The following is a 25,040-nucleotide window of genomic DNA, read 5'->3' as shown; positions in this document are numbered from 1 at the left end:
AAGAGCTGCCGGGACCGGCAGCTCAATTAAATGTGAAACAGAATCATTTTTGGCAGTCTTTGATATGCAGCTGATAGTCACTTGTCATTTTCCCCTGCTCATACATCTCTATTTTATAATCCAGGCGTTCCAGTGTTTCCTGCATATCCTGCATTTTCTGTACCAGACGTTTTCTCTGTTCAATGAGAATCGTTTTCCGGGCATCCATCGTTTCGTCACCCTGACGAAACAGCGCTACGTATTCGATCAGTGCCTCGATCTGCACCCCGGCTTTCCGCATGCACTTCATCAGTTCCACCCACTGGCAGGATGCCTGGTCATAGTCCCGGATGCCGTTCGGCTTCCTCGGGACAGCGGGTATCAGCCCAATCCTTTCATAATATCTCAGCGTATCTGCGGTTATGTCATACTTCTTACTCACTTCTGCGATCGTCAAAATACATTCCTCCATTCAATTCAAAGTCCTGGAAAATGACAGCGGCAGTTCCATCCCATTGTCTTCCAAAAGTGTTTGATCCCTTAATATTTCTCCCGTAGGTCCGTCTGCTGCAAGTCTTCCGTCTGCGATCAGGATAGTCCTCTCACACGTATCATAGATGAAATCCAGGTCATGGGACGCAATGATTTTCGTCCCGGAAAGTCCGTTCAGGAGATGAATCAGGCTGCGCCTGTTTTTCGGGTCCAGAGCCGCCGACGGCTCATCCATAAGGATCACCTCCGGCTCCATGGACAGGATTGATGCGATGGATGCCCTTTTTTTCTCTCCTCCGGACAGCCGGTAGATATGCCTGTCTTTCATCTGCTCCATATGGACACTCTCCAGTGCTCTCATCGTCCTCTCTCTTGTTTCCTCCTCAGAGAGCCCGTAATTGCGTGGCGCAAAAGCCACATCCTCGTATACCGTAGACATAAAAAGCTGGCTTTCCGAGTCCTGAAATACATATCCCGTCCTTCTTCGGATATCCGCCAGAGAATCTTTCTCCACACTGACCCCGCCGATTCTCATATCTCCTTCATAATCTGTCAGAAGCCCTACCATGAGTTTGAGCAGTGTAGACTTCCCTGCTCCGTTAGCCCCGATCAGGCCGATGCGCTCTCCCTCCGCTGCCGTAAAGCTTAAATCGGAAAGCACATTTTTTCTGCCTGATGAGGCTCTTTTTTCATAAGAAAAAGTGAGACCGTTTACTTCTATTTTGTTCATACTTCCTCCGTATTTTATTTTAGCAGGCTTCCGGCAAGTTTAAAAACAGAAACATACCGCAGCAAGACAACGATACCCAGCCAGCCTGCCAGATAAACGGCACTGCCCGGGTCCATTTTCTGTTTCTTTGACAGATGAAAACTTCCGTCAAAGCCCCGGAGCAGCATGCTCTCATAGACCGTCTGGGCCCGGTCGATGCTTCTTAACATCAGCTGTCCCAGCAGGGTCCCCCATGCCCGGTAATGGATTCCCTTCTGAGCCGGTGCTCTCAATGAGTACGCCTGGGAGATCCGTTCGGCTTCTTTCAGCAGCACGATCACATACCGATAGATCAGAAGCACCATGGTCACCAGGATCTTCGGCACATGCAGGAGACGCAGAGCATAACAGATGCTCTCCATGGACGTTGTCAGGATCAGCAGGTAAGACGCCAGCACCGCAAAAACTCCTTTGAGCATCAGTGTCGCCATGGAGATCATGCCGCCGGTTACCGGTATAGGTCCGGCCCGGAAGAGTACGCCCCGGTCAAAAAACGGATTCGCGATCCCCACCGCACAGACGAGCAGAAGAACCGGACCTAATTTTCTTATGCTTCTGACCACAGAAATGTTTCCTGCCCGCATGATTACTGCGGGATACAGGATCATACAAAAGGTTCCGCTCAGGTCACAGGCCGGAAATGACATGGTAAAAGCGATATACCAGACCGTCACGAGAAGCTTGCTCAGAGGATGAATCCTGTTGATTTGCCCCTCTCTTTGGGCCATGGCATCCAGATGGTGTATTTCATGTACTGCCTCATTGATTCTGCTCATGTTTCCCTTTCTTCCTAAACAGGCCGAACAGGTAACAGACGGCTGTGCATAACACGATCACCGCGATTCCTCCGAAGATGCCTGACAGAGAAGTTCCAAGCATCGTCTCCCGATCCGGGATAGAATAATCCGGCAGGAGGGAGGTCAGGCCCTGAATCCTTTCGGCCGCAGCGTGAATCGGACCGGAAGCCGCAAGCTCCGCGGATCCTGTGATTTTTTGTATAGACCATTCAAGCCCGTCCGGATTTGAGGATGCAGCCAGGGATAATGCGCCTCCGATCAGTACAAATGCGCCTGCAAGTGCAAGCAGCACTTTTCGGAAAGAGAGCTTCGGCTTCTTTGCGCCTGCCACAGATTTCCCGGAGTCTCCGGTCCAGATAAGCTCCGGCCTGGCCTCGTACAGGAAACAGAGCACCGCAGCAGTGATCAGTCCTTCCACCAGTCCGATGGCCAGATGGATCGGCTGCATAGCAGCTGCAAACACTCCAAAAGGCAGCTCTGTAATGCCCGAAGCAAGTGTCTCTGCTGTCACGGAAAGTGCTCCCAGCTGTAAGGTAAGGATACATCCGATAACGGATGCATATGTAATTTTCCTTTTATCCGGTCCGTTTTTCATGAACCGCCTCCAGAGAAGCCCGGCTCCTATAAAACAGCCGTAAAACGCCATGTTCCAAATGTTGCATCCAAGTGCGAGAAGCCCTCCGTCCGCAAAAAGAAGGCACTGGATCAGCAGTACCCCGATCATGGTCAGGAATCCCGCAAATGGTCCCAGTACTGCCGACACGAGCATTCCTCCGCACAGGTGCCCGGAAGAACCTGTGCCCGGGATCGTAAAATTGATCATCTGTCCTGCGAACACAAAGGCTCCCATGACCCCCATCAGCGGAACTTTTTTCGGGTCATCTTCCTCCTGTACTTTTTTTACCGCCCATCCTGCTGCCGCCGCAGAACAGGCATACATGGTGCCTGCCACCGCAGGGGCCACAAGCGCATCTGCCATATGCATATCCTATTTCTCCTTTCCCTGTTTCAAGTGAGTGTCCATGCTGCCGGACCTGAATCCCTCCAGATCCACCGTAATGTATGTAAAGCCTATTTCTTTCAGCCGCTTTACCGCAGCCGCTCTGTTTTTGACCAGACCGGGAAGATCTTTCTCGTCCACTTCGATCCTCGCCGTATCTCCGTGAATACGGACACGAACATTGTAAAAGCCCAATGTTCTCAGAAACTTCTCCCCTTCCTCTGCCATCTTCATTTTCTCCCAAGACAGTCTGGTCCCATAGGGAAATCTCGTGGCAAGACAGGGACTTGCCGGCCGCTCTGCCACAGAAATCCCATATTCCGATGCCATCCTGCGGATATCGGCTTTGGTCATCCCGGCCTGCACAAGAGGACTGAGAATTCCCAGCTCTTTTACTGCCCGGATTCCCGGACGGTAGGCGTTCAGGTCATCCGCATTGGTTCCTTCCAGTACCGTCTGTATCCCCAACGCTTTCGCCGATTTCAGCAGTTCTGTATACAGATATCTCTTGCACAGATAACACCTGTTTTCCGGATTGTCCATGATCCCCGCATGGGAAAGTTCATCCACATGAATGACACGGTGAACGGCTCCCGCTTCCCCGGCAACTCTCTCCGCAATTTTGGCATCCCCAGACGGGTGAAGTTTTGTCACCATCGTAAATGCCGCCACCTTTTTCCCGGTTTTCTCTGCCGCAAGGCACAGAAGCTTTAAGAGCAGGCTGCTGTCCACTCCTCCGGAAAAAGCAAGCGCCACATCTTCCTTTACAAAGCCTCTGACTGCCTCTTTTAAATTTGCGCAGTGTTCCTCATATCTGTCCATAGCATTCCTCTGCGATCCTTTGGTAGGTTTCCTGGAAAGAAAGCCCGTTCTTTCTGCACAGTTCCCTGACACTCTCATACTCCGGATAGGCTCTCATTCCGTTTTCCATAAAACACACCTTGATCCGGGCTTCCCCCAGAGAAGTCTTCACTGTTTTCACCTGCCGTTTCAGTACACTTCGTTCCATCTTCTGTCTGCGGATGCCGATGGTCGTCGTCTCCCGGAAAATGATCCCCTCAAGTTTCTCTATGTCTTCCTCCTTGCAGATGACATTGAGCTGATAGGCCGGTCTGTTCTTCTTCATAAATACGGGTGTATAGTGGACATCTCTTGCCCCTGCCTTCATCAGCCGTTCCATCACGTATCCCAGCGCTTCCCCGGTACAGTCGTCAATATTGCTCTCCAGCTTGTATATATAATCGCCGGCGCTTGCGTTTTCTGTTTCCCGGATCAGCATGGCCCGCAGCAGGCTCGGCCGTTCATACTCTCTCTTTCCGGCCCCGATCCCGGTTTTCTCGATCACAAACCGCTCCGGCAGCCGGGCGGAAGTCCGGATGGCCGCTGCGATAGCGGCGCCGGTCGGAGTGACCAGTTCTCCCTGCACATCCGTCATGTGCAGGGGAATGGAGTATTTAGACGTGACGGCGGTAACTGCCGGAACCGGGACCGGGATCACACCGTGCTGGCAGCGCACAGACCCGCTTCCCTCACAGAGCACAGGAATAATGACCTTGTCAATCTGAAGGTTGTCGAGGCAGACAGCTGCTGCCGTAATATCCACGATAGAGTCCACGGCTCCCACCTCATGAAAATGGACCTTTTCTATACTGGTCCCGTGAGCCTTGGCCTCCGCCTCTGCGAGTATCTCAAAAATTCTCACCGCCTTCTCTCTTGCACCGTCCGTGATCTGTGCCCTGCAAAGGATCTCAAGAATTTCTGCGAGCCCCCTGTGTTCGTGGTCATGAGAATGATGTCCGTGATCTCCGTGAGAATGGTCGTGGCTGTGTCCGTGAAGATATTCCATATCGTGGTCGTGGTTTTCATGTTGGCGATCCAGGATCACGTGAAAGTCACACGCGTCCAGTCCTGCCTTAGATACTCTTGTCACCTCTGTCCGAAATCCCTTTATAGGAAGACTTTCAAGAGCCTCTGAAAGGACCTTTTCATCGGCCCCGAGATCCAGCAGAGCCGCTGTCATCATGTCGCCGCTGATCCCGGAATAGCATTCTAAATAAAGTGTCTGATTCATGATCGTTCCCCCAGTCTGTTGATCTGTGATGCCATGTAGCCGGCACCGTATCCATTGTCAATATTTACAACCGCAATGCCGTTGGCACATGAGTTAATCATCGTGAGCAGAGCCGAAATGCCGTTCAGACTGGCCCCGTAGCCCACAGAGGTAGGCACCGCGATCACCGGCTTGTCAACAAGTCCACCGATGACACTTGCCAGAGCGCCCTCCATTCCTGCCGCCGCAACGACACAGTTGGCACTCTGAATCACATCCAGCCGGGACAAGAGCCGGTGAAGGCCGCTGACTCCCACATCATAGATGCGGTCCACGTGATTGCCGAAGAACTCCGCTGTCTGGGCCGCCTCCTCGGCCACAGAAATATCCGCCGTGCCTCCTGTGCATACGGCAATCTTTCCAATCTTCTTTTTCCCGGGCTTTTCAATCTTCATAATGCGGGATACTGCATCGTATGTAAGTTCCGGAAGTTCCTGCCGGACAAGTTCATACTGTGCCCGGGAAGCTCTCGTTCCGAATACTTCCCCGTTCTGTTCCCATAATCTCTGAAAAATACTGACCAGATGGTCATCAGCTTTACCGCTGCAAAAGACAACCTCGGCAGCTCCGTTCCTTAATTTTCTGTGGGTATCCAGTTTGGCATACCCCATATCCTCAAAGGGCTCCCTGCGGAAAAATGCTTCTGCCTCCCCAACGGACATTTCTCCCCGGCTGACTTTTTCTAATACTTCATGTGCTTCCATCTCTGCGCACTCCTTACTTTTTTATTTGAAGGCCGCGGCATCTTCCTGCCGGCCACTGTGTGCTCCTGAATTTACTATATCACCTGGAGCTCACTCCAAGTCAATATTTTTTACAATCTTCCTTAATTGGTCCAACCAATTTTATCATATTTTTTCACCAGTGGGAAGACTGGTGAAAAAATCAACTCTCTTATTCTTCTTTTGCCCATCCGTATGAATAGCGGACTGCCCGTTTCCATCCGGATACTTTTTTCTCTCTTTCTTCCTCACTGATCTGAGGTTCAAAGACACAGTCGATCTCCATGTTCTCGGACAGCTTCTCTTTGCTATCCCAATAGCCGACTGCAAGGCCTGCCAGGTATGCCGCTCCCATAGCTGTCGTCTCCACACAGGCCGGACGGTGTACCGGGGCACCGCTGATATCTGCCTGCATCTGCATTAAAAGATTGTTCTGGCTGGCGCCTCCGTCTACCTTGAGAGAACTTAAATGAATGCCTCCGTCGGCCTCCATAGCCTTCAGCACATCATTGACCTGAAATGCAATAGACTCTAATGTCGCCCTAATAATGTGGCACTTATTGACTCCGCGGGTAATGCCGAGGATCGTTCCCCTGGCATACTGGTCCCAGTGAGGAGCACCCAGTCCCGTAAACGCCGGCACTACATAACAGCCGTTGCTGTCCTTCACTTTTTGGGCCATATACTCAGAATCCTGGGAAGAATCGATGAGTTTTAACTCATCCCTCAGCCACTGGATGGCAGCTCCCGCCACAAAAATAGATCCTTCCAGCGCATAGTCCACCTTACCGTCCAGTCCCCATGCGATGGTTGTCAGGAGTCCGTGCTGGGAATTTACAGGCATCCGGCCTGTATTCATGAGAAGGAATCCTCCCGTGCCATATGTATTCTTGGCTTCGCCCGCCTTAAAGCAGGTCTGTCCGAACAGAGCCGCCTGCTGGTCTCCCGCCGCGCCCGCGATAGGAACCGCACCGCCGAAATATGACGGGTCTGCCTCACCGTATATCTCACTTGACTGGACAGGTTTCGGAAGCATCGCTTCCGGGATGTCAAGAATCTCAAGGATCTCCTTATCCCATGTGAGATCTTTGATATTAAACAGCATGGTTCTGGACGCATTGGAATAATCCGTCACATGGACTTTTCCTTTTGTGAGTTTCCAGATCAGCCATGTCTCCACGGTTCCAAAGAGAATCTCTCCCTTTTGCGCCCTCTCCCTTGCTCCTTCCACGTGGTCCAGAATCCACTTGACCTTCGTCCCGGAAAAATAGGCATCGATGATCAAACCGGTCTTATCCCGTATCTTTTCTTCCAGTCCCTGTTCTTTCAGGGAATCACAGAGCTGTGAGGTCCTGCGGCACTGCCACACAATGGCATTGTAGATCGGCTCCCCTGTCTCCTTGTCCCAAAGGATCGTAGTTTCCCTCTGGTTGGTGATGCCGATGCCTGCAATCTGTTCCGCCGTGACACCGATCTTCTGCATGGCCTCCACCGCCACTCCAAGCTGCGTAGACCAGATCTCGTCCGCATCATGCTCCACCCATCCCGGATTCGGAAATATCTGAGTGAATTCCTTCTGAGCCACACTGCAGATCTTGCCTTCTCTGTTGAACAGGATACACCGGTTGCTCGTTGTTCCCGCATCCAGTGCCATAATGTATCTCTCCATATTGCCCTCCTAGATCTCCGTTAATTCTCTGTGCTCCCACACGTTATGTCTGATTTATTATAGCATATTGCACAAATATATCCAACAGAACAGCAATTATTTATAAACTTTTCATCCATGCAGAAGGACACAGACAAATCCTCTTCATTAGATTACGACCGGTCAAACACTGCCAGGGATGTTACCCCTCCTATGATCAGGGCGAATCCCAGAACATCCACACCGACAAAGACCTCTCCCAGCAGCAGCGCGGACATGACTGCCGCCACCAGCGGTTCCACACACGCAAACATACTGGCTCTCACGGGTCCCAGCAGACAGACGCCTTCCAGATAACATCCAAACGGAATCACCGTTCCGAAGATGATAACGGCCAGTGCCAAAAGGACCGTTGTCATATCCCATATACCGGGTACATGAAAAAATCCCGTCACAGGTATCATAAGAAGTCCCCCTATAAACATCCCCCATCCCACGGTCTCCATGGACCCAAACTCATTGAGGAGCTTTTCCGGCTGAATGTTATAGACAGCCAGAGCCACGGCAGCCGCAAGTCCCCAGAACAAAGCCCTGCCTGTGACAGCCAGGCTGCCCGGATCTCCGTGAGTCGCCAGCAGGAAAACACCGGCTATAACGCAGACTAAAACAATCACTTCCAGGCGCTTCGGCTTTCTCTTTTCCACTGCCAGACAGAACAGCATGATCAGCGCCGGGGCAATGTACTGGAGCACCGTGGCTGTCCCCGGGTTAGAATACTGGATTGCAAGAAAATAAGACATCTGGCAGGCTGTCATCCCAAACAGACAAAATACCAGCTGGCTGACTGCCGTCCGTTTCTTTTTCCAGACACGGAATATATCCCCCTTCTTCTGGACTGCCGCCAGCATAAGCATAAGCAGTCCTGCTGACAAAAGCCTCAGCGTCACAAGCCAGACGGCCGTGAGCTGCTTTTCGTCAAACAGATATTTCCCGATAATCCCGGAAATCCCCCAGAAGATTCCGCCCAGCATCGTAAAGATTACACCTTTTGTATTTTGGTTCATAGGTTTCTTAAATCCTTTCTTTTGTAGTTCAGTTTATTATAATATAAAACAGTGTTTTGAGGAATCTGTTTTTACAGTATAATGAAGATAGAAGGATATTGTCTCAGCACGCAAAGGAGCTCGCCTATGTCCACAAATATTTTTGATTATCTGGCCTGGAGGGGAGATTTAAGTTTTCAGGAATGTAGGATCAATGAGGTTGACAGCCTGATCCTGTCCTGTCTTTCCTACATCCGCTTCCCTGGCATTGTCCCCGGTATCTCGGAATCCGGCTCGGTGACAATCAAGGAGGCATCCGATGCATTTTTCTCTCAGGACAGAGAAAACCGCCGTACCAGAACGAAAGAAGATGAAAGACTGCTTAGAATGCTCGGAGAGAGCAGACGCTTTGGGCCGCTGAGACTTTCACGTTATGCCGACCGTTTAAGCCGGGAACAGGAAAAACAGTTTTCCGCCGTTACGATTCTGTTTGAGGATCACAGCGCCTTTTTTGCATTTCGCGGGGCAGACAGCACACTTGTCGGTTGGAAAGAAGACTTTAACATGGCATTTATGCCTGTGATTCCCGCCCAGAAGGAAGCCTTGGAGTATTTGATCCGGGGAGCAGAGCAGACCGGCGGTCCACTTTTATGCGGAGGACACTCAAAAGGAGGAAATCTGGCTGTCTTCGCGACGTCTGCCTGCCCAAAAGCCATGCAGAGGCGCATACAGACAGTCTACAATCATGACGGTCCGGGCTTTGAAAAAGAAATGTTAAAAAGCGAAGGCTATCTTTCTGTATCAGACCGCATCCATACCTTCCTTCCCCAGTCTTCGGTCGTAGGCATGCTTCTGGACCATGAAGACGATTATACTGTCATTCACAGCACACAGACCGGACTTTTACAGCACGATCCATATTCCTGGGAGGTCATGGGACCTGAGTTTATCCGGGTAAAGTCAGTCAGCACCTCCTCCGAATTTATTGACCGCACATTAAAAAACTGGCTATCCGGCCTCAGCAGCTCCGAACGAAAAGATTTTTTCAACAGCCTTTATCAGATTTTCTCAGCCACAGATGCGGAGACACTTCAGGACCTGCCGGTCTGCTGGATCAAAAATTTTCGTAAGGTTTCCAAACGTCTGCTGGATGTTTCTCCGGAAAACCGCCGCATGCTCCACCGCACTTTTTTCAGGCTTCTGGATGCTGGGAAAGAAGCATTGCTGAAGGAGCTTTAAAAGGACTGCCAGTTCGGCAGGGTTCAAGAAATCCAGAAGTTTGTTGAGGGCGCTGTCCATGTTCTTCTTCGGTTTCCCTCCTTTTTCATGACAGAAAAGCAGGAAGTCCTTTCGGATCTCCTGCTCATTAGTACTACTGTGAAAGCAGCGATTATCACGTTGTTTTATGTTTTATACAAACTGGAATTTGTGACTACTTTGAATTTTGTCTCTTAATTATATTGAATAAGCTTGATAATATAAGGCTGCCTAATGCAATACCTAAATATATGTTGTTTCTTTCAGCTGAAAAAAGGCATAAACAAATAAATATTGCAGCGGATAGTAACAAACCTACACTTGCTATTGTCAGTAATTTGCAAATGATTTTTTTATCCATTTTTATCTCCTGTCATTTTAATAATTCCCATTTGTAATGTTTTCTCACTTTCAAAATCATACCATACCAGATGTAAAAATTCTATGTGATGATACGCTCAATTTACCGCAAGTAATTTTTCGTAGATTTCTTTATCTAAGTCTTTGTATACATTAAAGATAACTCTCTCAATCCTTGTATCCACAGCGAGAACATCTTTGACTGTCTTAATCGCAATCTCGGCTGCCTCCCGGTTTGGAAACATAAAAACGCCGGTTGAGATACAGCAAAAAGCAATGCTCTTGCACCCGTATTCAGATGCAAGCTGTAAACAGGAACGATAGCAGGACGCGAGCTGCTCTTTCTGCTGCTCACTTGGATATCCCGTTTCGATGATTGGGCCAACGGTGTGAAGTATATATTTGCACGGCAAATTGTATGCTGGTGTAATCTTCGCCTGCCCGGCAGGTTCTTCGCGGCCTTGTTTCTGCATAATCTCATTGCATTTCAGACGCAGGGCAATACCGGCTTTTGTATGCACGATATTATCGATACAGGAGTGCAAAGCCCGGAAACATCCACACATCTGACTATTCGCTGCATTTACAATCGCATCACAGTTTAACACGGTAATATCACCCTGCCATAATACAAGACGCGGATATTGAGGAACCACGGGAAGGGATGCCGCATCAACAACTCCTGCTGCATCACGTTCATTGGACAAGTAGTTATCCTGCACTTCCATAAATTCCCGGCTGACAGCCTTTGGCGGTCTAACATTCATTAAACTGCGCAGCAGTAATTTTTGCTGCTGCACATCTGCTGGAATAACCACATCTTTATACTGAATATCCTCATCAAGAAGTTTCTGAATCAGATATTTTCTTTGCTCGTCATGTGTCATTTTTTCTTTCTCCCTTCCTGATGTTTTTTTTACCCCATCAGTGTAACCCCCATATCCACTTCTTAATTGCAAGAATTCTTTTTTCGTCAATCAAATCAATTTTCTGACTCGAAACACAAATATCTATAAGTTTCCCAATATCCCCGTCAATACAAATCGACTGCGCTTCTATTTCCCTCGGAGAGTACGCTTCCCCGGAATTGACGCAGACATAGACTGCCTTTGGATTCTCCGCAGTCAGCTGCCAGAAAGGGTACTTTATAATCCCCGGTGTATTCATTCCGACGCCAAGTTCCAAAAACAGGATTCTTTTGTCTCTGTTCTCACTGAGAAATCTTTTATAACGTCCGGCCGCCTCATGCCACTTCTCATCTTCTATGAAATATTCATCTTTCCTAATGTTTACTTCCATTTCTCCGCCGCAGACCGGACATTTTGGTATCAGGGACTTTGGTATCCTGCAGTTCCTCTGCTTCCGTACCATGGCCCTCACCTGAGTCTCATTATCGTAGAGCTTCGGATGGCACGCTTTTTTACACTGAAACAGGCCGTAATCTCCCTGGACGGCAAAAATTCTCCGATCCTCAAATCCGGACAGCCAAAACTGATGATCTACGTTGGTTGTCAGCACGAAATAATTTTTATCTCTCACTGCCTGAAACAGATCTGTATATGCTTTTCCTGAGGGCATATCATATCGGTTTAAATAAATATGCCTGCTCCAGTAAGCCCACTTTTCTTCCGGGGAAGGAAACGGATAAAAACCTGCGGAATACATATCTCTGAGTCCGTACCGCTCTATGAAGTCCTTAAAATTCTTCTCAAACCGTTCTCCGGAATACAGCAGTCCGGCTGCCGCCGACATCCCTGCGCCTGCGCCAATTACAATGGCTTCTGCCTGCGAAAGCTTTTGTTTTAACACCCTTTGATTTTCTGTCCCCATATTTCATCCCCCTTTTGCACCTTTCATTCTCTTCTTTTATTCTAATCGGTCTTCCATACTCCGTAAACCACGCACAAAAAGGTGGCATGGTATCCAAAAGATACTATGCCGCCGCCAGGTTACTTATTGTATTTCTAAATGGGAAGATATAAAATAAACATAGCAAGGAGGAAGTACACAATGTCAAAAAAACGAAACATCCCGGAATGTCCTGTGGAAATGACACTGCAGCTGATCGGTGACAAATGGAAGGTCTTAATCATACGTGATCTTTTGACCGGAACGAAACGGTTCAGCGAACTGATGCGCTCCGTGACCGGAATCACGCAGAAAGTCCTGACCAGCAATCTGCGCTCTATGGAAGCCGACGGACTGGTAAACCGGAAAGTCTACCCTCAGGTCCCTCCGAAAGTAGAATATTCTCTCACTGAAACCGGCCTGAGCTTAAAACCGATCCTGGACTCCATGGTGCAGTGGGGAACCGAATACAGAGACAAAATGCACCGCAGTGAGACCTCATTTCTTTAACACCACATCTATGATCACGTATTCACAGTGGCCTCCCGTGCGGATCGGATACCCCCATCCCGCCATGCCGGATGTCACCACGGTCTGGAGGTTCCCGGTCTTCCGGTAACCATAGTTGATCTCATTGATTCCAAGAAGCTGCATCAGCTGCCCGGTCGGCCAGATCTGCCCGGCATGGGTATGTCCGGACACCTGAAGATCGATGCCCTGCCTGTTATTTTCCTTCAGATCTCCGGGCTGGTGATCCATCAGGATTCTGAAACTTTTTTCCGGTGCATCTTTCATGATCTCTTTCAGACTCTTCCGGTCCCGGTCACCGGCATCCTTTCTCCCGATGATACAGATATCCTTCCCTGTCTTAAACACCTCATCCTCCAGCACACGGACTCCGGCTTTTTCTAACGTATTCCTGAGATAACCAGAAGTGTACTCCGGCTTTTCCCTGTACTGATTGGAATCATGATTCCCATATACATAAAAACTTCCATAAGTACTCTTCATATATCCCAAAGCTTTGGCCGCCCGTTCCATCTCTTCTCTCTTTGTATCCTCATCGAAGATATCTCCAGTCAAAAGAACCAGATCCGGCTCCTGACTCTGTATTTTGCCGCACCAATTCTCCAGATCTTTGGCACTCATCGTAACACCCAGATGGATGTCTGACATGAGAGCTATTCTGAGCGTTTCCTCCTGCTGTATCTTAGGAGTCCCGATCCTGTAACTGGTCTTCTTAATCTGCTGCATATTAATATATCCGTAGGAAAAGACAACCGCAATGATGAGAAAAGACAGTATCCCGCTTCTGTAAATCAGATCCCATTTCTTGAAAACAAACGGCGTTCTTTTTAAGAGAAGATTGATCAGCTCAAGGACCAGAGAGACTCCCACAAGATGCAGGACCGCCACTCCTCCCCATCCATAGGCCGGCCATGCTGAAAACACACAAGCCAGTGCCAAAACCGCACTCAGCACTTTCACCATGCGTACGTCTCTTTTTAAGAAAAGGCTTAAAATCCTGCGGAAGAAAATATATAAATAAATCCCTGCCGGTATGAGAATCAGGATCGGCAGTATAAAAAATAATAAGTACAATGCGAATTCTCCTTTGGCTTATTGTGCGAATATTTCAGCGGCTTTTTTCATGTTTTCAATGATGGACACTTCAAACGGACACCGATTCTCACAAATACCGCATCCAATGCACTCTGATGCCTTATGTTCCAGAACCGCATAGTGTTCTCTCACTGTTTCAGGAACATCATCCTGAGCCTTTGCCAGATTTAAAAACTTAGTGACAGAGGCCACCTCAATTCCCTTCGGACAAGGCGCGCAGTGGCCGCAGTACATACAGTGGCCTTTCCAGCTGATATTCGGAAACTCAGCCAGGGCACGGGCGTAATCCTTCTCATCTTCGCCTGCCTCTTCATACCTCAGACTGTCTGAAAGTTCTTCGGCAGTGTGAGCCCCAGCCAGGACAGATGCTGCGGCAGGCCTGGTAAGTGCATAGTGAATGCATTGACTCGGTGTCAGCGCTCTGCCTGCGGGTGATAATTCCTCACTCAGCAGATCCCCTCCTCCGAAAGCTTTCATGACGGTAATGCCCACACCCTGTTTACTGCACATTTCATACAGCTCCTCCCTGGCCGGGTCCATATTCACAAGATCCCCTTTATAATTTTTGTCATCCCATAATGCCTCACAGTTTTCCCCGGCGGGCTGCAGATCATAGCAAGGATTGATGCTGAACATAAGAACCTCGATCTCTCTGCTCTTTACAGCTTCCATGGCAGCCTCCGGATTGTGGCTGCTCAGCCCGATATGGCGAATCTTTCCCTGAGCCTTCAGTTCTCTGGCATACTGCATGACCGGGCCCTCGTATACTTCCTTCCAGTCTTTTAAGGAATCTACATAGTGTATCATCCCTACTTCCAAAGAATCGGTACATAGTCTTTGAAGCATATCTTCGAATCCTTCCCTGACTTCATCAATCTGTCTGGTGCGCTTATATTGTCCGTCCCTCCAAATCGTACAGAGATGCCCCTGAAGGAAAAACTCTTCTCTCCTTCCTTTCAGCATCTTTCCGATTCGATCTCTGAGATCCGAATCAGGCGTATATAGGTCTAAATAATTTATTCCTTTTTTCTGTGCCAGATTTAAGAGTTCTTCTGTTTCATGTTCGTCTTTTCCTACAAATCCCTCACATCCAAGCCCGATCTCACTGATCTCAAGCCCTGTATTCCCAAGCATACGATATCTCATATTATTTGTCCCTGACCTTTCTTCATTTCAATGGTTTTCTCTATCATAGCACTTGGAGCTCACTCAAAGTCAACAATTTCCGAAAAAAGGAGCCCTGAAACTAATCAGGACTCCTTCTGCATCATTCTCTCTTATTTTTCCGGCGCTAAAGTATCGAGAAGATATTCTTCTGCCTCTTTGCACCACACATTGTTGTTTGCCTTGCAGATCTCCGCCAGATGTGCAAACATTTCGTTTTCTTTTCCCAGTTTCTCAAAATCTTCGATGGCAGTCAACTCCATCTTGATATGAGGGTAAATCAGCTTTTTGCCTCCCGGAAGCTTCGGCAGATTCAGGATCGTATCCGGTGCCGCGTCAATGCCTCCAATGTGTGTGACCATGTAAGACGGATTGATCTTTCCAGCCGCAGACAGTTCCAGAGACTCGATCATATCCGCAGGCGCTCCCCCTGAAGTTCCGCAGATATGGGTTCCTTCATAGTGGACATTGTAGAAATTATACTTTGCCTTGAAGTTGTTGTCCGTAGGACCTGCAAAGAAATTCAGGCAGCCGTCGTTTCCTAAAAGGTCGTCTCCCATCTCGATGAGGGATTCTACCGGTGCGAATACGAACACCTCATCGTATCCCTTTCCGCCGTTTAATTCTTTCAGTTCTTCTACCGCATTTTCTTTTCCTGCGGTGTTCACATAGATGAGTTCCACGCCCTTAGATGCCGCATCCTCCGGAGTGATCAGGGATTTTGCCCTCTCAAGCCTTTCTTCATTGATATCTGTTACAACGATGCGCTTTGAATTGTACGGTCCATTTAATGCATAATCAATGGCTCCGATTCCCATCGGGCCAGCACATCCTAACAGCGCAACACTTCCACCGTCCTTTAATCCCATTCTGTGCTCATACACATATGGTGTTGTGTGGTAGGTAGCGTGAAATGCCCCGATGATACATGACATCGGCTCTGCCAGAGACGCATTTGCAAAATAATCACCGTCATATGGAAGTACGCATCCAATGTCGATGGAAACCTTCGGAATGATGCAGTAAGTTGCATTTCCTCCATAGTATTCGTAGCTGTATCCGGCAGAATATCCGCTCGGAAGTCCCATAGCCGGCTGAAGTACGAATTTCTCTCCCGGCTTGAAGCGGTCTTTCAGCTTTTCTCCCACTTCTACGATGTATCCGCCAAACTCATGGCCGGTAATCGTCGGGTGCTCCGGACTCAGATCATCCGGCACTCTCTTGTGCTCCCCGCCTCTCAGTGCCGCCTTATAAGTTGAAAGGCAGATGCTGTTTGACACAACCTTTACCAAAAGTTCTTCTTCCCCGATTTCCGGAAGCTCCACTTCTTTTACATATACCTGATTTTTCCCTGCCAGAACTGCTGCTGTTGATTTCATCCTTTATCCTCCTATATAATCTCCGTCTGCTTCTACTTTTAACATCAGATCCCCGTCCAGAGAAGTCTCCAAAACCCTTCTCACATTCACGCTGTCGCTGTTTATGTACCAGTCCTCTGCCTCTTCTCTCGTAAGTCCGCCCTTCATCTTTCTTCCGATCAGCCGTTCCTTTAACGTCTCTTCTTCTGAGCGGATCATTATTGTATAATCTGCGGTATCCTTTAATGTCTTCCACGGCTCCTCGTCAAGAAGCAGCCAGTTGCCTTCGATCAGCACAATGTCCTTCGTGATCTTTTCTACATCTTCCACCACATCGTGGATGTTTCTGTCATATATGGGCCACAGAATGTCCTCTTCTTTAATCTTTTTCAGCTTGTCTTCCAGTTTTTTAGTATCGTATGTTTCCGGGCATCCCTTGACTTTCTTCATCGGCACTTCTTTTCCCATCACGACCGCATTGTGGGAATTGATGTAATCTGAATGGTAGTGGAAACCGTCCAGGCCTATAGCCTGTATCTCTGTCAGATCTTCATGCTGCAAAGCCAGATATTCCAGAAACTTGGACAATGTCGTCTTTCCCACTGCCGGCGGCGCCGCCAGAAATACGATCAGTCTCCGGCCCAGTTTTTTCTGCATCCCGGTGAGCTTTCTCAGCATGGGCAGAAAAATGGTTTCTATGGCTTCCCCGCTGTAAACCGTATTGATCTGAAATCCGTTGACATCAAACACATACTCTTTCCAATTTTTCATGATCTACCTCATTAAATTTTGTTTACGTTGTTTTATGTCCGTTTATTTTTGTTTTATGGGTAAATTATATGATTTCTTCATTGTCATGTCAATACTTTGCCCTAAATTATGTTTGTTTCTGTTGTTTTGTTTTTGTTTATGTGGATTTCAATTTGAAATGAATCTGAGAATCTGTTATGATAAATATAACAGCAGAAAAGGAGGAACCGACATGGGAAAACTTCTCGCAAAAGAACGGCAGAAGGAAATCATTGAATATATCAACAGCACGGGAAGTGCAAAGATCGGGGAGCTCGCGGACAAGTTTGAGGTGACAAAAGAGACGATCCGGAGGGACCTGACCCATCTTCAGGAGATCGGAGCCATCGAGCGCAGCCACGGCGGGGCTACACTGATCTCCAGTTTCCGTCCCATTCCTATAGAGACACGGATCAGCGAAAACAGCGCCGTCAAATATGCTCTCTGTGAAAAAGGCCTGGAACTGATTCCGGAACAGGGCGTCATCTATCTGGATGCCGGAAGCACCATGCAGTGCATGGCAAAGCTCCTGAGCCAAAAGTCAGGCTATACTATCGTCACAAATTCCATCAATACAACCTATCATCTGAATAACGGAAACAATGTGACGATTCTCACCGGAGGCCAGCTCAATCCCAACAATATGTCCACAGAAGGATTTCAGACGACCAATTTTATCAACACAATCAAGGTGGATATCGCATTTTTAGGCACCAGCGGCTTTGAACAGCACAACGGTCCTGCGGTCTCTGAATTTACGGACGCCCAGATCAAGCAGGCGATCATTCCCCAGTCCAAGATCATTGTTGTCATCTCCGACAGTTCCAAGGCACATATCTGTTCTCTGGTACAGTATGCCAACTGGAAAGATATCGACTACTTTATAACCGATAAAGATTTGCCGTCCGCCACTTATAAGACACTGAGCGAATTAACGGAAGTTATCCTGGTATGACATTTTCCACATGATTTCCGTTCGGCTCTTAGAATGCTTCACTCTAATCATGTAAAAAATAGATATCCTATTTACCGGAGGAGGAGTTCTGTCTCATCTCAGAAAAACCGGCACCAGAAAATTAATTCCGCTGCCGGTCTGCTATTATTTATAAAGTTTTTAACACTTCGATGACTTCTCCCGCTGTCTTTGCTTCCAGCAGTTTTTTCCTGAAATCTGCTTTGATCAGATTTCTTGAGAGTGTTGCCAGCGCCTGCAGGTGCAGGTTGCTGTCTGTATCGGTGGCCGCTATCATGAAAATCAGGTGTGCTTTTGTCCCGTCTTCGGCTCCGAAATCAAATCCTTTGTCAGACTTTCCGAAGGCCACCCGTGCAGTTTTTACTGCTGCGGTCTTGGCATGCGGGATCGCGATGTCAAATCCGAGTCCTGTGGAGGACTGCTCTTCTCTTGCATAGATCGCTTTTTTATAAGCTTCTTTGTCGGCGAGCACTCCGCCTTCGTCCAAAAGGGTTACCATTTCCTCAATAATCTGATCTTTTGTCTCACCCTGTAAGTCAAGATTCATTGTTGATTCATCAAATAATTCCATAATTTCCATAAAAGTTACCAACCTTTCTTATACATTATCGTGCGAAGCACGCCAAGCCCCAAGGGCATAAAATACGGGATGCCCTTTAGGGTAATCTATTATTTCTGCTCTACATCCTTTGCAGTGAGAACATAAAGTACTGCTCCTACTACAGAACCTGCCAAGATACATAATACCCATGTTACAGCCGGATGTACTAACGGAAGGATTAAAAATCCGCCATGAGGTGCAGGAACCTGAACTTTCATCACGTAGGAAAGAATCGCTGAGATAGAGGAACCTACCATCAGAATCGGCAGTACTCTCACAGGGTCTTTTGCCGCAAATGGAATCGCACCTTCTGTGATGTGGGTACATCCCAATACATAGTTTACAAGTCCTGCCGCACGGTCAGCCTTAGTAAATTTCTTCGGTGCGAAAGTAGCTGCAAGTGCGATGATGAGCGGAGGTGTGATACATGCCGCAGATACACCTGCCATAAAGTAGAAGTTACCCTGAGCTAAAAGTGTTGTTCCTGTTACATATGCAGCTTTATTTACCGGACCACCCATGTCAAATGCAGACATACATCCAACAGCGAGTCCTAAGATGATTGGGCTTGAGTTCTGGAGTCCTGCCAGGAAGTCCATCATTCCCTTGTTGATGCCTGAAACCGGCCCAGCAGTAACCTGCATCAGAATACCTACAACCGCCACTGTAATGATTGGTATAAAGAAAATAGATTTTAAACCTTCAAACTGTCTAGGCAGTCCTTTTAATGCATTTACAACAAATTTACAAAAATATCCTGCAACGAAACCTGCGATAATGGCTCCGATAAATCCTGAACCGGTATTATTGGCGATCATACCGCCTACAAAACCTGCGATCATACCAGGGCGGTCACCGATGGACTGAGCGATAAATGCCGCCAGCACAGGAACCATCATTCCCATAGAAGTACCGCCGACTGTCTTGATCGTCGCAGCGATTACATTGTACTGATCTGAGCTCGGATCGAAAGAATAAATACCCCATAAGAAAGAGATTGCTGTCAGGACACCGCCGGCTACAACAAACGGAAGCATATGGGATACACCATTCATCAGGTGCTTATAAATCTGATGTCCGATGGAATCTTTTCCTTCTTCTGCTTTTGTTTCTGTACCCTCTGCTTTTACCTGTCCGCCTCTTACGGCAACATTTCCATTAAGCATTTTCTGTACTAATTCTTCTGCCTTGCTGATTCCGTCTGCAACCGGCACTTCGATGACCGGTTTACCGTTAAAACGGTCCATATCTACATTTTTATCACAAGCTACGATAATTCCGTCACATTCTGCAATGTCTTCAGCAGTCAGTTCATTCTCCACACCGACAGCTCCGTTTGTCTCAACCTTCATTTCGGCACCCAGCTTTTCGGCAGCTTCTTTCAAAGCTTCCTCAGCCATGTAAGTGTGGGCGATCCCGGTTGGGCATCCTGTAACACCTAATAGTTTTTTCATATCATTTCTCCACCTTTCTTATTTTGATGTTGTGAAAGTAAGTATCTACTTTGGCAAAATCACCGAGCGCGTTGCTCTCCGCCACGTTTGCCCCTGTGGCAGCAGAACGCTTCAATGCATCCTCAACATTTTCCGGATGACCAAGCCAAAGGCTTAAAAAGCTTGCCAGTGCGGCATCTCCCGCACACGCCGAGCTTAATAACTTAACCGGCTGGGAAGATGAATAGTAAACATCTTCTCCGTTGCTGAAATATGCTCCCTTGCTTCCGAGCGTCAGCAGTACATTTCTTGCTCCCTGTTCTTTCAGGAAGGTAAGAACATGAAGGATATCTTCCTCGTTCTTAATTTTAATTCCGAAGATTTCTTCGATCTCTTCGTCATTGGGTTTGATCAGCAAAGGTTCGTATTTCAATAAGTCTTTTAGTTTCGGAGAACTGATGTCGAGTACAACATCGACGCCCCTCTTTTTGCATATGGATAAAATGCTTTCATAAAAACTCGGTTCGATTCCGGGCGGAAGACTGCCGCTGATCACCAGACAGCTCAAATCTTCGGCCGTCTCAAACAGATGCAGCATCTCGTCCTGCTGATCTCTCCCCACGAAGGACCCGCTGTTGACAAATTTGAATTCTCCCTCTCCATCATTCAAAAATATATTGATCCTTGTCGTGTCATCAACCCAGACCGGTTTCACCGGAACCTGTCTCTTTTCCAGTTCCTCTACAATATATTTTCCCGAAAATCCTCCAAAAAATCCGGTTACCGTGGAATCCACCCCATAATGTTTCAATGTAAGAGTCACATTGACACCTTTTCCATTGGGTGTGTAAACCGTATCGAATGTACGGTTTACCTTGGCACGTTCCATTCCTTTTGTGGATATGTTCATATCGATGGCAGGATTTGTAGTTAAGGTATAAATCATACTGCTCCTCCATAGAATACAATTTCTTTTTACAGTTTTCATTATAGACAAGTATTCCATGAAAATCTTTTCATATCCTGAAAATAAACTTTAAATTACTGTTTTGGAAATAAAATTTACAATAGTTACTTTTTATTGGTAAAATATAGAAGAAACTCTCAATATCAAAAAAGAAAAGAGACATCCATGGATATACTTTACAATTTACTGCCAACAGCAATTTTCATAATTTCTTTTTTAATCAAAGCTATTTTATGTACAGCTCTCATAGCGACAACTGTCCTGCTTTTTAAAATTTATAAAATATTAAAGTCAAAATAAGAATAATATAGAGGGAACAGAGAAATTTATCGTTTTCTCTGTTCCCTCTATATTTTCTAATCCCTGTGTTCAATATTTTCTACCAGGAAATCCACCAAAATTCTGCACATGATATACAGCGGAAGCCTGGATGTCACCTCATAGTTTCTGATCGCAATATGGGAATGTTTATACCCAAGCCATGTATAGTCCGAATACTCAAACAATTCACTGGAGCTGCTGCAGCACAGAGTGATCACTTTGCAGCCCCGAAGCTTTGCATTTCTCGCCGACTCGATCAATTCCTTCGTCTCTCCGTTCAGAGATAAAATGATTACGACTTCGTCTTCCTGAAGATTCTTCGACATAATTCTCATAATCTGCGGGTCTTCCACATCCACCACAAAAAAGTCCAGTACCTGAAGCTTCATGCTCAGTTCCTGTGCCACCAGGTGTGTCGGTCCCCTGGAGAATATCAGGACCCTCTTTGCATCCTTCATGGTGTGCAGAATATTCAGCACATTTGGAATAGACATGTGCTCAATCACGGAAGTCGCCTCAATCAGAGACTTGTTCATGATTTCATTCAAGTCTTTCACTTCTGTATTTTCCGTCTTCGCCGTTAATTTATACCGAAGCTCGTTAAACCCATTGATCCCGCATTTACGGATGGCTCTGGACACAGTTGCCGGGGAAGAAAATGTTTCAAATGCAATATCTACGATGGACAGTTCTGAGAGCTTGTCTTCATTGTCATTAATATAATTGACAACTCCCAATTCGGTCTTGGAAAGATTTTCGGCAATCTTGCTGTTTATCTCAATAATCATAACTCGTCCTCCTGTCTGTGTGAAAGATCTTTTTTATTATACATGATTTTCATCCGTTTTCATAACTTGAAAAGATTTTCACAGCTGATTTTTTTATAATGTAAATGGTTAAACTAAGACAAAAAGCAGGAAAGCTTTAGGAGGATGAATATGAGTAAGATGGTATCAACCAGACATATGTTATTAGATGCACAGGAAAAACGATATGCCGTGCCGGCATTTAACATTCACAACTTAGAGACGATCCAGGTCGTGGCAGAGACTTCTGCAAAGCTTGGCTCTCCGATCATTCTGGCAGGTACTCCGGGCACATTTTCTTATGCAAACCGTGATTATCTTCAGGCGATCGTCGAGACAACTGCTAAAAAATATAATGTTCCGGTGGCACTTCACCTGGACCACCACGAAGAATTTGACGCCATTAAAGAATCTATTGACCTGGGCACAAAATCTGTAATGATTGATGCTTCCAGCCTTCCATATGAAGAAAATATAGAAAAAGTAAAAAAAGTCGTGGCCTATGCTCATCTCCACGACGTTACCGTAGAGGGAGAGCTCGGACGTTTAGGCGGACGCGAGGATGATCTCGTAGTAGACGAAAAAGACTCCATGTACACAAATCCTGCACAGGCTGCCGACTATGTGGCCCGCACAGGCATTGACTCTCTGGCCGTAGCCATCGGTACTGCCCACGGTTTATATAAAGAAGAACCGAAGCTTGACTTTGACCGTCTGGCAGAGATTAGTGAGGAAGTATCTGTACCGCTTGTGCTCCACGGCGCATCCGGTGTCCCGGGCGACGCTGTGAGGCGTGCCATTGAGCTTGGAATCTGTAAAGTCAACATTGCTACAGAATTAAAAATTCCTTATTCTCAGGAACTGAGAAAAACTTTGGTTGAAAATCCTGAAGCCAACGATCCAAGGATTTATACAAAGGAAGCAAAAGAAGCAATGGCAGCTGTTGTAGAAGAAAAAATCAGGATGTGCAACAGCCAGAACCGTTACTAAATTGAAATAAAGATATTGATACCCGGCCTTATCATTTACAGGCCGGGTTTTTTTAACATTGGGGCGTCTGATTCCTCTTGGCCAGATCGAGAGCGACCCTTTTCCCAGTCTCTGTGACGGCAAGTCCCGCCTGACTTGTCTCTTTGAGTCCTCCAGGCATCATTTCCCCGATTTCTCCCATGGCATCAATTACCTCGTCAAAGGGCACTCTCGTAAGAATTCCGGCCATCGCCATATCTGAACAGGCCACTGCGCTGACGGCTCCCGTTACATTTCTTCTGATACACGGTATTTCCACCAGTCCTCCCAGAGGATCACAGACCAGTCCAAGCAGACTCTTCATGGCAAATGCTCCTGCCGATAAAATCTGTTCATTACTCCCTCCCCGGATGGAGGTCAGTGCCGCCGCACACATCGCAGACGCAGTCCCGACCTCCGCCTGACAGCCTCCCTGTGCACCGGAGATACTGGCTCTGCGGGCTATGACCTGACCGGTCCCGGCGGCCATGAACAGCCCCTCGGTCATCGTTCTCTCCGGTATCCCATAAAACTGTTCATATGTCAGAAAGACTGCCGGCACCACGCCGCAGGCTCCTGCCGTGGGTGCGGCTACGATCCGTTTCATGCAGGCGTTGGATTCTCCCATCTTCAATGCTCTTGTGACGACCATCCCCATGAAGCCGCCGGAAACGGCTTCTCCTTCCCGGACCAAACGTTGCATGTTTGCTCCGTCACCGCCGGACAGGCCGCTGAAAGATTTTAAATTTTCCTCATAGTCTGTATCCGCCTGTTTCATGGCTTGATAGCGCTCCCTCATCTTATCCATTGTCTCTTTCATGGAAACACTGCGCTCTTTCATATCTTCCTCCATGACCGCTTTCCAAAGAGGAATCTTCCCCGCGGCTGCTGCCTTTTCCATATCTGCCATTGATTCAAAGCCCATATTTCTTCACCTCAATCCATACCCGCCAGACTGGCGGCTTTTTGAATTCCTTTCATGTTCTCAATCATTCTCACCGTTTCTTCCGGTATCTCCTGGTCACACTCCAGCACCATGACCGCACTGCCGTTTCTCTGGTCCCTGGAAAGCCGCATGGACGCAATATTTATTCCTGCATCCGCAAGCAGAGAGGCAGCAGCGGCCACATGTCCGGGGCTGTCTTCGTTGTGAACGATCAGTACAGGGATATCCCCGGAAAAAGTCGTGGAAAGGCCATCCATCTGACAGATCTCCACTCTTCCGCCCCCGGGAGAGCTGGCCACAATTTCAAGGTTTCTTCCGCTTTCCCCTGTCAGGCGCAGCTTTACACTGTTTGGATGAACATCTTTCAGATATGCTCTCCCAAATGTCCACTCCATTCCCTGTTTCCTGGCCAGCTCAAAACTTTTCGGAATCCTCAGGTCATCCTGTGCCATTCCCAAAAGTCCCGCGATGACTGCCCGGTCTGTGCCGTGTCCGGTACCTGTGGCCAAAAAGGAACCGTGAAATAAGATCTCAGCTTTCTGGACCTGCTCGCCCAAAAGCTTTCTCGAAATCAAGCCGATTCTGACAGCTCCTGCCGTATGGGAACTGGACGGGCCTACCATAACCGGCCCCATAATATCATATAAATTCATAAGTTTTTCTCCATTATCTCCAGTCAACTCTGGAAAGGCTTCCTTCCGACAATGGAGAAAAACTATCGCAGATGGTGCCTTTTGTCTTTAAGCAGCCTGCTCCAGCAGTTATTACGTCCATTTTCCACATGATTGGAGTAAGGCATTCTAAGAGCCGAACGGAAATCATGTAGAAAATGTCATAAGTTATTTACCACTATTTCCGTCGCGCTTTTGAAATGCGCTCCTACAATAGCGGTAAATAACTTTCGAAAAGTGGCACCTTTTTTGACAGAGGCCCTTCTCCAACAGACATTACGTCCATTTTCCACATGATTGGAGTGAGGCATTCTAAGAGCCGAACGGAAATCATGTGGAAAATGTCATGAGTTTT

The 25,040-nt window shown here is 47.5% G+C and carries 26 protein-coding genes; 4 read left to right on the top strand and 22 right to left on the bottom strand.

What is annotated here, in order from left to right; all coding sequences use genetic code 11:
- Nucleotides 1–43: 43 nt before the first annotated feature.
- From ANCC_RS03310 to ANCC_RS03270, 9 genes are all read right to left on the bottom strand, one after another.
- Nucleotides 44–451, bottom strand: coding sequence for a MerR family transcriptional regulator (locus tag ANCC_RS03310; protein WP_006567417.1), 408 nt, complete (start codon nt 449–451; stop codon nt 44–46).
- Nucleotides 452–1,201: an energy-coupling factor ABC transporter ATP-binding protein gene (locus tag ANCC_RS03305; protein WP_006567418.1), complete on the bottom strand. Its 750-nt coding sequence runs from the start codon at nt 1,199–1,201 to the stop codon at nt 452–454.
- Nucleotides 1,202–1,215: 14 nt separating this feature from the next.
- Nucleotides 1,216–2,016 (bottom strand): cobalt ECF transporter T component CbiQ, encoded by an 801-nt coding sequence (cbiQ, locus tag ANCC_RS03300; RefSeq protein WP_006567419.1) that lies wholly within the window; start codon nt 2,014–2,016, stop codon nt 1,216–1,218.
- A complete protein-coding gene (locus tag ANCC_RS03295; protein ID WP_006567420.1) occupies nt 2,000–3,022 on the bottom strand; it encodes an energy-coupling factor ABC transporter permease in 1,023 nt (340 codons plus the stop codon). Before ANCC_RS03295 ends, cbiQ begins: the two co-directional genes overlap by 17 nt.
- Before the next feature lie 3 nt (nt 3,023–3,025).
- Nucleotides 3,026–3,859 carry an ATP-dependent sacrificial sulfur transferase LarE gene (larE, locus tag ANCC_RS03290; RefSeq protein WP_006567421.1) on the bottom strand — a complete coding sequence of 278 codons (834 nt, stop codon included), beginning with the start codon at nt 3,857–3,859 and terminating at the stop codon, nt 3,026–3,028.
- Nucleotides 3,846–5,108 (bottom strand): nickel pincer cofactor biosynthesis protein LarC, encoded by a 1,263-nt coding sequence (gene larC / locus ANCC_RS03285; RefSeq protein ID WP_006567422.1) that lies wholly within the window; start codon nt 5,106–5,108, stop codon nt 3,846–3,848. Before larC ends, larE begins: the two co-directional genes overlap by 14 nt.
- Complete coding sequence (gene larB / locus ANCC_RS03280) at nt 5,105–5,851, bottom strand: nickel pincer cofactor biosynthesis protein LarB (RefSeq protein ID WP_006567423.1); 747 nt, start codon at nt 5,849–5,851, stop codon at nt 5,105–5,107. Before larB ends, larC begins: the two co-directional genes overlap by 4 nt.
- A 190-nt stretch (nt 5,852–6,041) precedes the next feature.
- Nucleotides 6,042–7,538, bottom strand: a complete 1,497-nt coding sequence (glpK, locus tag ANCC_RS03275; RefSeq protein WP_006567424.1) for a glycerol kinase GlpK — start codon at nt 7,536–7,538, stop codon at nt 6,042–6,044.
- A gap of 152 nt (nt 7,539–7,690) precedes the next feature.
- Nucleotides 7,691–8,581, bottom strand: coding sequence for a DMT family transporter (locus tag ANCC_RS03270; protein WP_006567425.1), 891 nt, complete (start codon nt 8,579–8,581; stop codon nt 7,691–7,693).
- 126 nt (nt 8,582–8,707) lie between these two features.
- Between ANCC_RS03270 and ANCC_RS03265 the strand changes: the two genes are divergently transcribed.
- Nucleotides 8,708–9,799, top strand: coding sequence for a DUF2974 domain-containing protein (locus ANCC_RS03265; protein ID WP_039946708.1), 1,092 nt, complete (start codon nt 8,708–8,710; stop codon nt 9,797–9,799).
- 193 nt (nt 9,800–9,992) lie between these two features.
- Here ANCC_RS03265 and ANCC_RS03260 read toward each other — a convergent pair whose 3' ends face one another.
- From ANCC_RS03260 to ANCC_RS03250, 3 genes are all read right to left on the bottom strand, one after another.
- Nucleotides 9,993–10,178, bottom strand: coding sequence for a hypothetical protein (locus ANCC_RS03260; protein WP_039946709.1), 186 nt, complete (start codon nt 10,176–10,178; stop codon nt 9,993–9,995).
- Between the two features lie 97 nt (nt 10,179–10,275).
- A complete protein-coding gene (locus ANCC_RS03255; protein ID WP_006567428.1) occupies nt 10,276–11,064 on the bottom strand; it encodes a protein-ADP-ribose hydrolase in 789 nt (262 codons plus the stop codon).
- 37 nt (nt 11,065–11,101) lie between these two features.
- Nucleotides 11,102–12,007, bottom strand: coding sequence for an SIR2 family NAD-dependent protein deacylase (locus ANCC_RS03250; RefSeq protein ID WP_006567429.1), 906 nt, complete (start codon nt 12,005–12,007; stop codon nt 11,102–11,104).
- A gap of 180 nt (nt 12,008–12,187) precedes the next feature.
- Between ANCC_RS03250 and ANCC_RS03245 the strand changes: the two genes are divergently transcribed.
- The gene (locus ANCC_RS03245; RefSeq protein WP_009289247.1) at nt 12,188–12,535 is read left to right on the top strand and encodes a winged helix-turn-helix transcriptional regulator; all 348 of its coding nucleotides are present in this window, start codon (nt 12,188–12,190) and stop codon (nt 12,533–12,535) included.
- On the opposite strand, the gene ANCC_RS03240 is transcribed toward ANCC_RS03245, so the two are convergent.
- The 4 genes from ANCC_RS03240 to ANCC_RS03225 form a co-directional block, all read right to left on the bottom strand.
- A complete protein-coding gene (locus ANCC_RS03240) occupies nt 12,524–13,627 on the bottom strand; it encodes a metallophosphoesterase (RefSeq protein ID WP_039946710.1) in 1,104 nt (367 codons plus the stop codon). The genes ANCC_RS03245 and ANCC_RS03240 overlap by 12 nt on opposite strands.
- 18 nt (nt 13,628–13,645) lie before the next feature.
- A complete protein-coding gene (locus ANCC_RS03235) occupies nt 13,646–14,794 on the bottom strand; it encodes an aldo/keto reductase (RefSeq protein WP_039946712.1) in 1,149 nt (382 codons plus the stop codon).
- A 131-nt stretch (nt 14,795–14,925) separates the two neighbouring features.
- Entirely contained in the window at nt 14,926–16,191 is a 1,266-nt protein-coding gene (locus ANCC_RS03230) for a zinc-binding dehydrogenase (protein WP_006567433.1), read from the bottom strand.
- A 3-nt stretch (nt 16,192–16,194) separates the two neighbouring features.
- A complete protein-coding gene (locus ANCC_RS03225; protein WP_006567434.1) occupies nt 16,195–16,941 on the bottom strand; it encodes a nucleoside/nucleotide kinase family protein in 747 nt (248 codons plus the stop codon).
- Nucleotides 16,942–17,152: 211 nt separating this feature from the next.
- On the opposite strand from ANCC_RS03225, the gene ANCC_RS03220 reads away from it, so the two are divergent.
- Nucleotides 17,153–17,914 (top strand): DeoR/GlpR family DNA-binding transcription regulator, encoded by a 762-nt coding sequence (locus ANCC_RS03220; protein ID WP_009289251.1) that lies wholly within the window; start codon nt 17,153–17,155, stop codon nt 17,912–17,914.
- A 148-nt stretch (nt 17,915–18,062) separates the two neighbouring features.
- Here the strand turns inward: ANCC_RS03220 and ANCC_RS03215 are convergent, their stop codons facing one another.
- The 4 genes from ANCC_RS03215 to ANCC_RS03200 all read right to left on the bottom strand — a co-directional run bounded on the left by ANCC_RS03215 (nt 18,063) and on the right by ANCC_RS03200 (nt 22,042).
- Nucleotides 18,063–18,512, bottom strand: a complete 450-nt coding sequence (locus tag ANCC_RS03215) for a PTS sugar transporter subunit IIA (protein WP_006567437.1) — start codon at nt 18,510–18,512, stop codon at nt 18,063–18,065.
- A gap of 89 nt (nt 18,513–18,601) precedes the next feature.
- Nucleotides 18,602–19,987, bottom strand: a complete 1,386-nt coding sequence (locus tag ANCC_RS03210) for a PTS fructose transporter subunit IIC (protein WP_006567438.1) — start codon at nt 19,985–19,987, stop codon at nt 18,602–18,604.
- A 1-nt stretch (nt 19,988) separates the two neighbouring features.
- The gene (gene pfkB, locus ANCC_RS03205; protein WP_022261191.1) at nt 19,989–20,912 is read right to left on the bottom strand and encodes a 1-phosphofructokinase; all 924 of its coding nucleotides are present in this window, start codon (nt 20,910–20,912) and stop codon (nt 19,989–19,991) included.
- Between the two features lie 377 nt (nt 20,913–21,289).
- A complete protein-coding gene (locus tag ANCC_RS03200; RefSeq protein WP_006567442.1) occupies nt 21,290–22,042 on the bottom strand; it encodes a MurR/RpiR family transcriptional regulator in 753 nt (250 codons plus the stop codon).
- Between the two features lie 150 nt (nt 22,043–22,192).
- Between ANCC_RS03200 and ANCC_RS03195 the strand changes: the two genes are divergently transcribed.
- Nucleotides 22,193–23,050 carry a tagatose bisphosphate family class II aldolase gene (locus ANCC_RS03195; protein WP_022261192.1) on the top strand — a complete coding sequence of 286 codons (858 nt, stop codon included), beginning with the start codon at nt 22,193–22,195 and terminating at the stop codon, nt 23,048–23,050.
- A 52-nt stretch (nt 23,051–23,102) separates the two neighbouring features.
- Here the strand turns inward: ANCC_RS03195 and sdaAA are convergent, their stop codons facing one another.
- Together sdaAA and sdaAB are read right to left on the bottom strand one after the other, a co-directional pair.
- Nucleotides 23,103–23,993, bottom strand: a complete 891-nt coding sequence (gene sdaAA, locus ANCC_RS03190) for an L-serine ammonia-lyase, iron-sulfur-dependent, subunit alpha (protein ID WP_006567444.1) — start codon at nt 23,991–23,993, stop codon at nt 23,103–23,105.
- An 11-nt stretch (nt 23,994–24,004) separates the two neighbouring features.
- On the bottom strand, nt 24,005–24,667 hold the full coding sequence (gene sdaAB / locus ANCC_RS03185) for an L-serine ammonia-lyase, iron-sulfur-dependent subunit beta (RefSeq protein ID WP_006567445.1): 663 nt from the start codon (nt 24,665–24,667) through the stop codon (nt 24,005–24,007).
- Nucleotides 24,668–25,040: the final 373 nt, after the last annotated feature.

It is taken from the genome of Anaerostipes caccae L1-92, from assembly GCF_014467075.1.
Lineage (GTDB): Bacteria > Bacillota > Clostridia > Lachnospirales > Lachnospiraceae > Anaerostipes > Anaerostipes caccae.
The sequence above is the reverse complement of the archived record's forward strand: the minus strand, read 5'-3'. Positions and strand labels throughout refer to the sequence as shown.

Coding starts and splice junctions, on each gene's coding strand:
- larB (WP_006567423.1), bottom strand. CDS start 5,851: ATGGAAGCACATGAAGTATTAGAAAAAGTCAGCCGGGGAGAAATGTCC.
- ANCC_RS03225 (WP_006567434.1), bottom strand. CDS start 16,941: ATGAAAAATTGGAAAGAGTATGTGTTTGATGTCAACGGATTTCAGATC.
- larE (WP_006567421.1), bottom strand. CDS start 3,859: ATGGACAGATATGAGGAACACTGCGCAAATTTAAAAGAGGCAGTCAGA.
- ANCC_RS03230 (WP_006567433.1), bottom strand. CDS start 16,191: ATGAAATCAACAGCAGCAGTTCTGGCAGGGAAAAATCAGGTATATGTA.
- ANCC_RS03215 (WP_006567437.1), bottom strand. CDS start 18,512: ATGGAAATTATGGAATTATTTGATGAATCAACAATGAATCTTGACTTA.
- ANCC_RS03220 (WP_009289251.1), top strand. CDS start 17,153: ATGGGAAAACTTCTCGCAAAAGAACGGCAGAAGGAAATCATTGAATAT.
- ANCC_RS03255 (WP_006567428.1), bottom strand. CDS start 11,064: ATGACACATGACGAGCAAAGAAAATATCTGATTCAGAAACTTCTTGAT.
- cbiQ (WP_006567419.1), bottom strand. CDS start 2,016: ATGAGCAGAATCAATGAGGCAGTACATGAAATACACCATCTGGATGCC.
- ANCC_RS03195 (WP_022261192.1), top strand. CDS start 22,193: ATGAGTAAGATGGTATCAACCAGACATATGTTATTAGATGCACAGGAA.
- glpK (WP_006567424.1), bottom strand. CDS start 7,538: ATGGAGAGATACATTATGGCACTGGATGCGGGAACAACGAGCAACCGG.
- sdaAA (WP_006567444.1), bottom strand. CDS start 23,993: ATGGGCTTTGAATCAATGGCAGATATGGAAAAGGCAGCAGCCGCGGGG.
- ANCC_RS03260 (WP_039946709.1), bottom strand. CDS start 10,178: ATGGATAAAAAAATCATTTGCAAATTACTGACAATAGCAAGTGTAGGT.
- pfkB (WP_022261191.1), bottom strand. CDS start 20,912: ATGATTTATACCTTAACTACAAATCCTGCCATCGATATGAACATATCC.
- sdaAB (WP_006567445.1), bottom strand. CDS start 24,667: ATGAATTTATATGATATTATGGGGCCGGTTATGGTAGGCCCGTCCAGT.
- ANCC_RS03250 (WP_006567429.1), bottom strand. CDS start 12,007: ATGGGGACAGAAAATCAAAGGGTGTTAAAACAAAAGCTTTCGCAGGCA.
- ANCC_RS03210 (WP_006567438.1), bottom strand. CDS start 19,987: ATGAAAAAACTATTAGGTGTTACAGGATGCCCAACCGGGATCGCCCAC.
- ANCC_RS03295 (WP_006567420.1), bottom strand. CDS start 3,022: ATGCATATGGCAGATGCGCTTGTGGCCCCTGCGGTGGCAGGCACCATG.
- ANCC_RS03310 (WP_006567417.1), bottom strand. CDS start 451: ATGGAGGAATGTATTTTGACGATCGCAGAAGTGAGTAAGAAGTATGAC.
- ANCC_RS03235 (WP_039946712.1), bottom strand. CDS start 14,794: ATGAGATATCGTATGCTTGGGAATACAGGGCTTGAGATCAGTGAGATC.
- ANCC_RS03265 (WP_039946708.1), top strand. CDS start 8,708: ATGTCCACAAATATTTTTGATTATCTGGCCTGGAGGGGAGATTTAAGT.
- ANCC_RS03305 (WP_006567418.1), bottom strand. CDS start 1,201: ATGAACAAAATAGAAGTAAACGGTCTCACTTTTTCTTATGAAAAAAGA.
- ANCC_RS03270 (WP_006567425.1), bottom strand. CDS start 8,581: ATGAACCAAAATACAAAAGGTGTAATCTTTACGATGCTGGGCGGAATC.
- larC (WP_006567422.1), bottom strand. CDS start 5,108: ATGAATCAGACACTTTATTTAGAATGCTATTCCGGGATCAGCGGCGAC.
- ANCC_RS03200 (WP_006567442.1), bottom strand. CDS start 22,042: ATGATTATTGAGATAAACAGCAAGATTGCCGAAAATCTTTCCAAGACC.
- ANCC_RS03245 (WP_009289247.1), top strand. CDS start 12,188: ATGTCAAAAAAACGAAACATCCCGGAATGTCCTGTGGAAATGACACTG.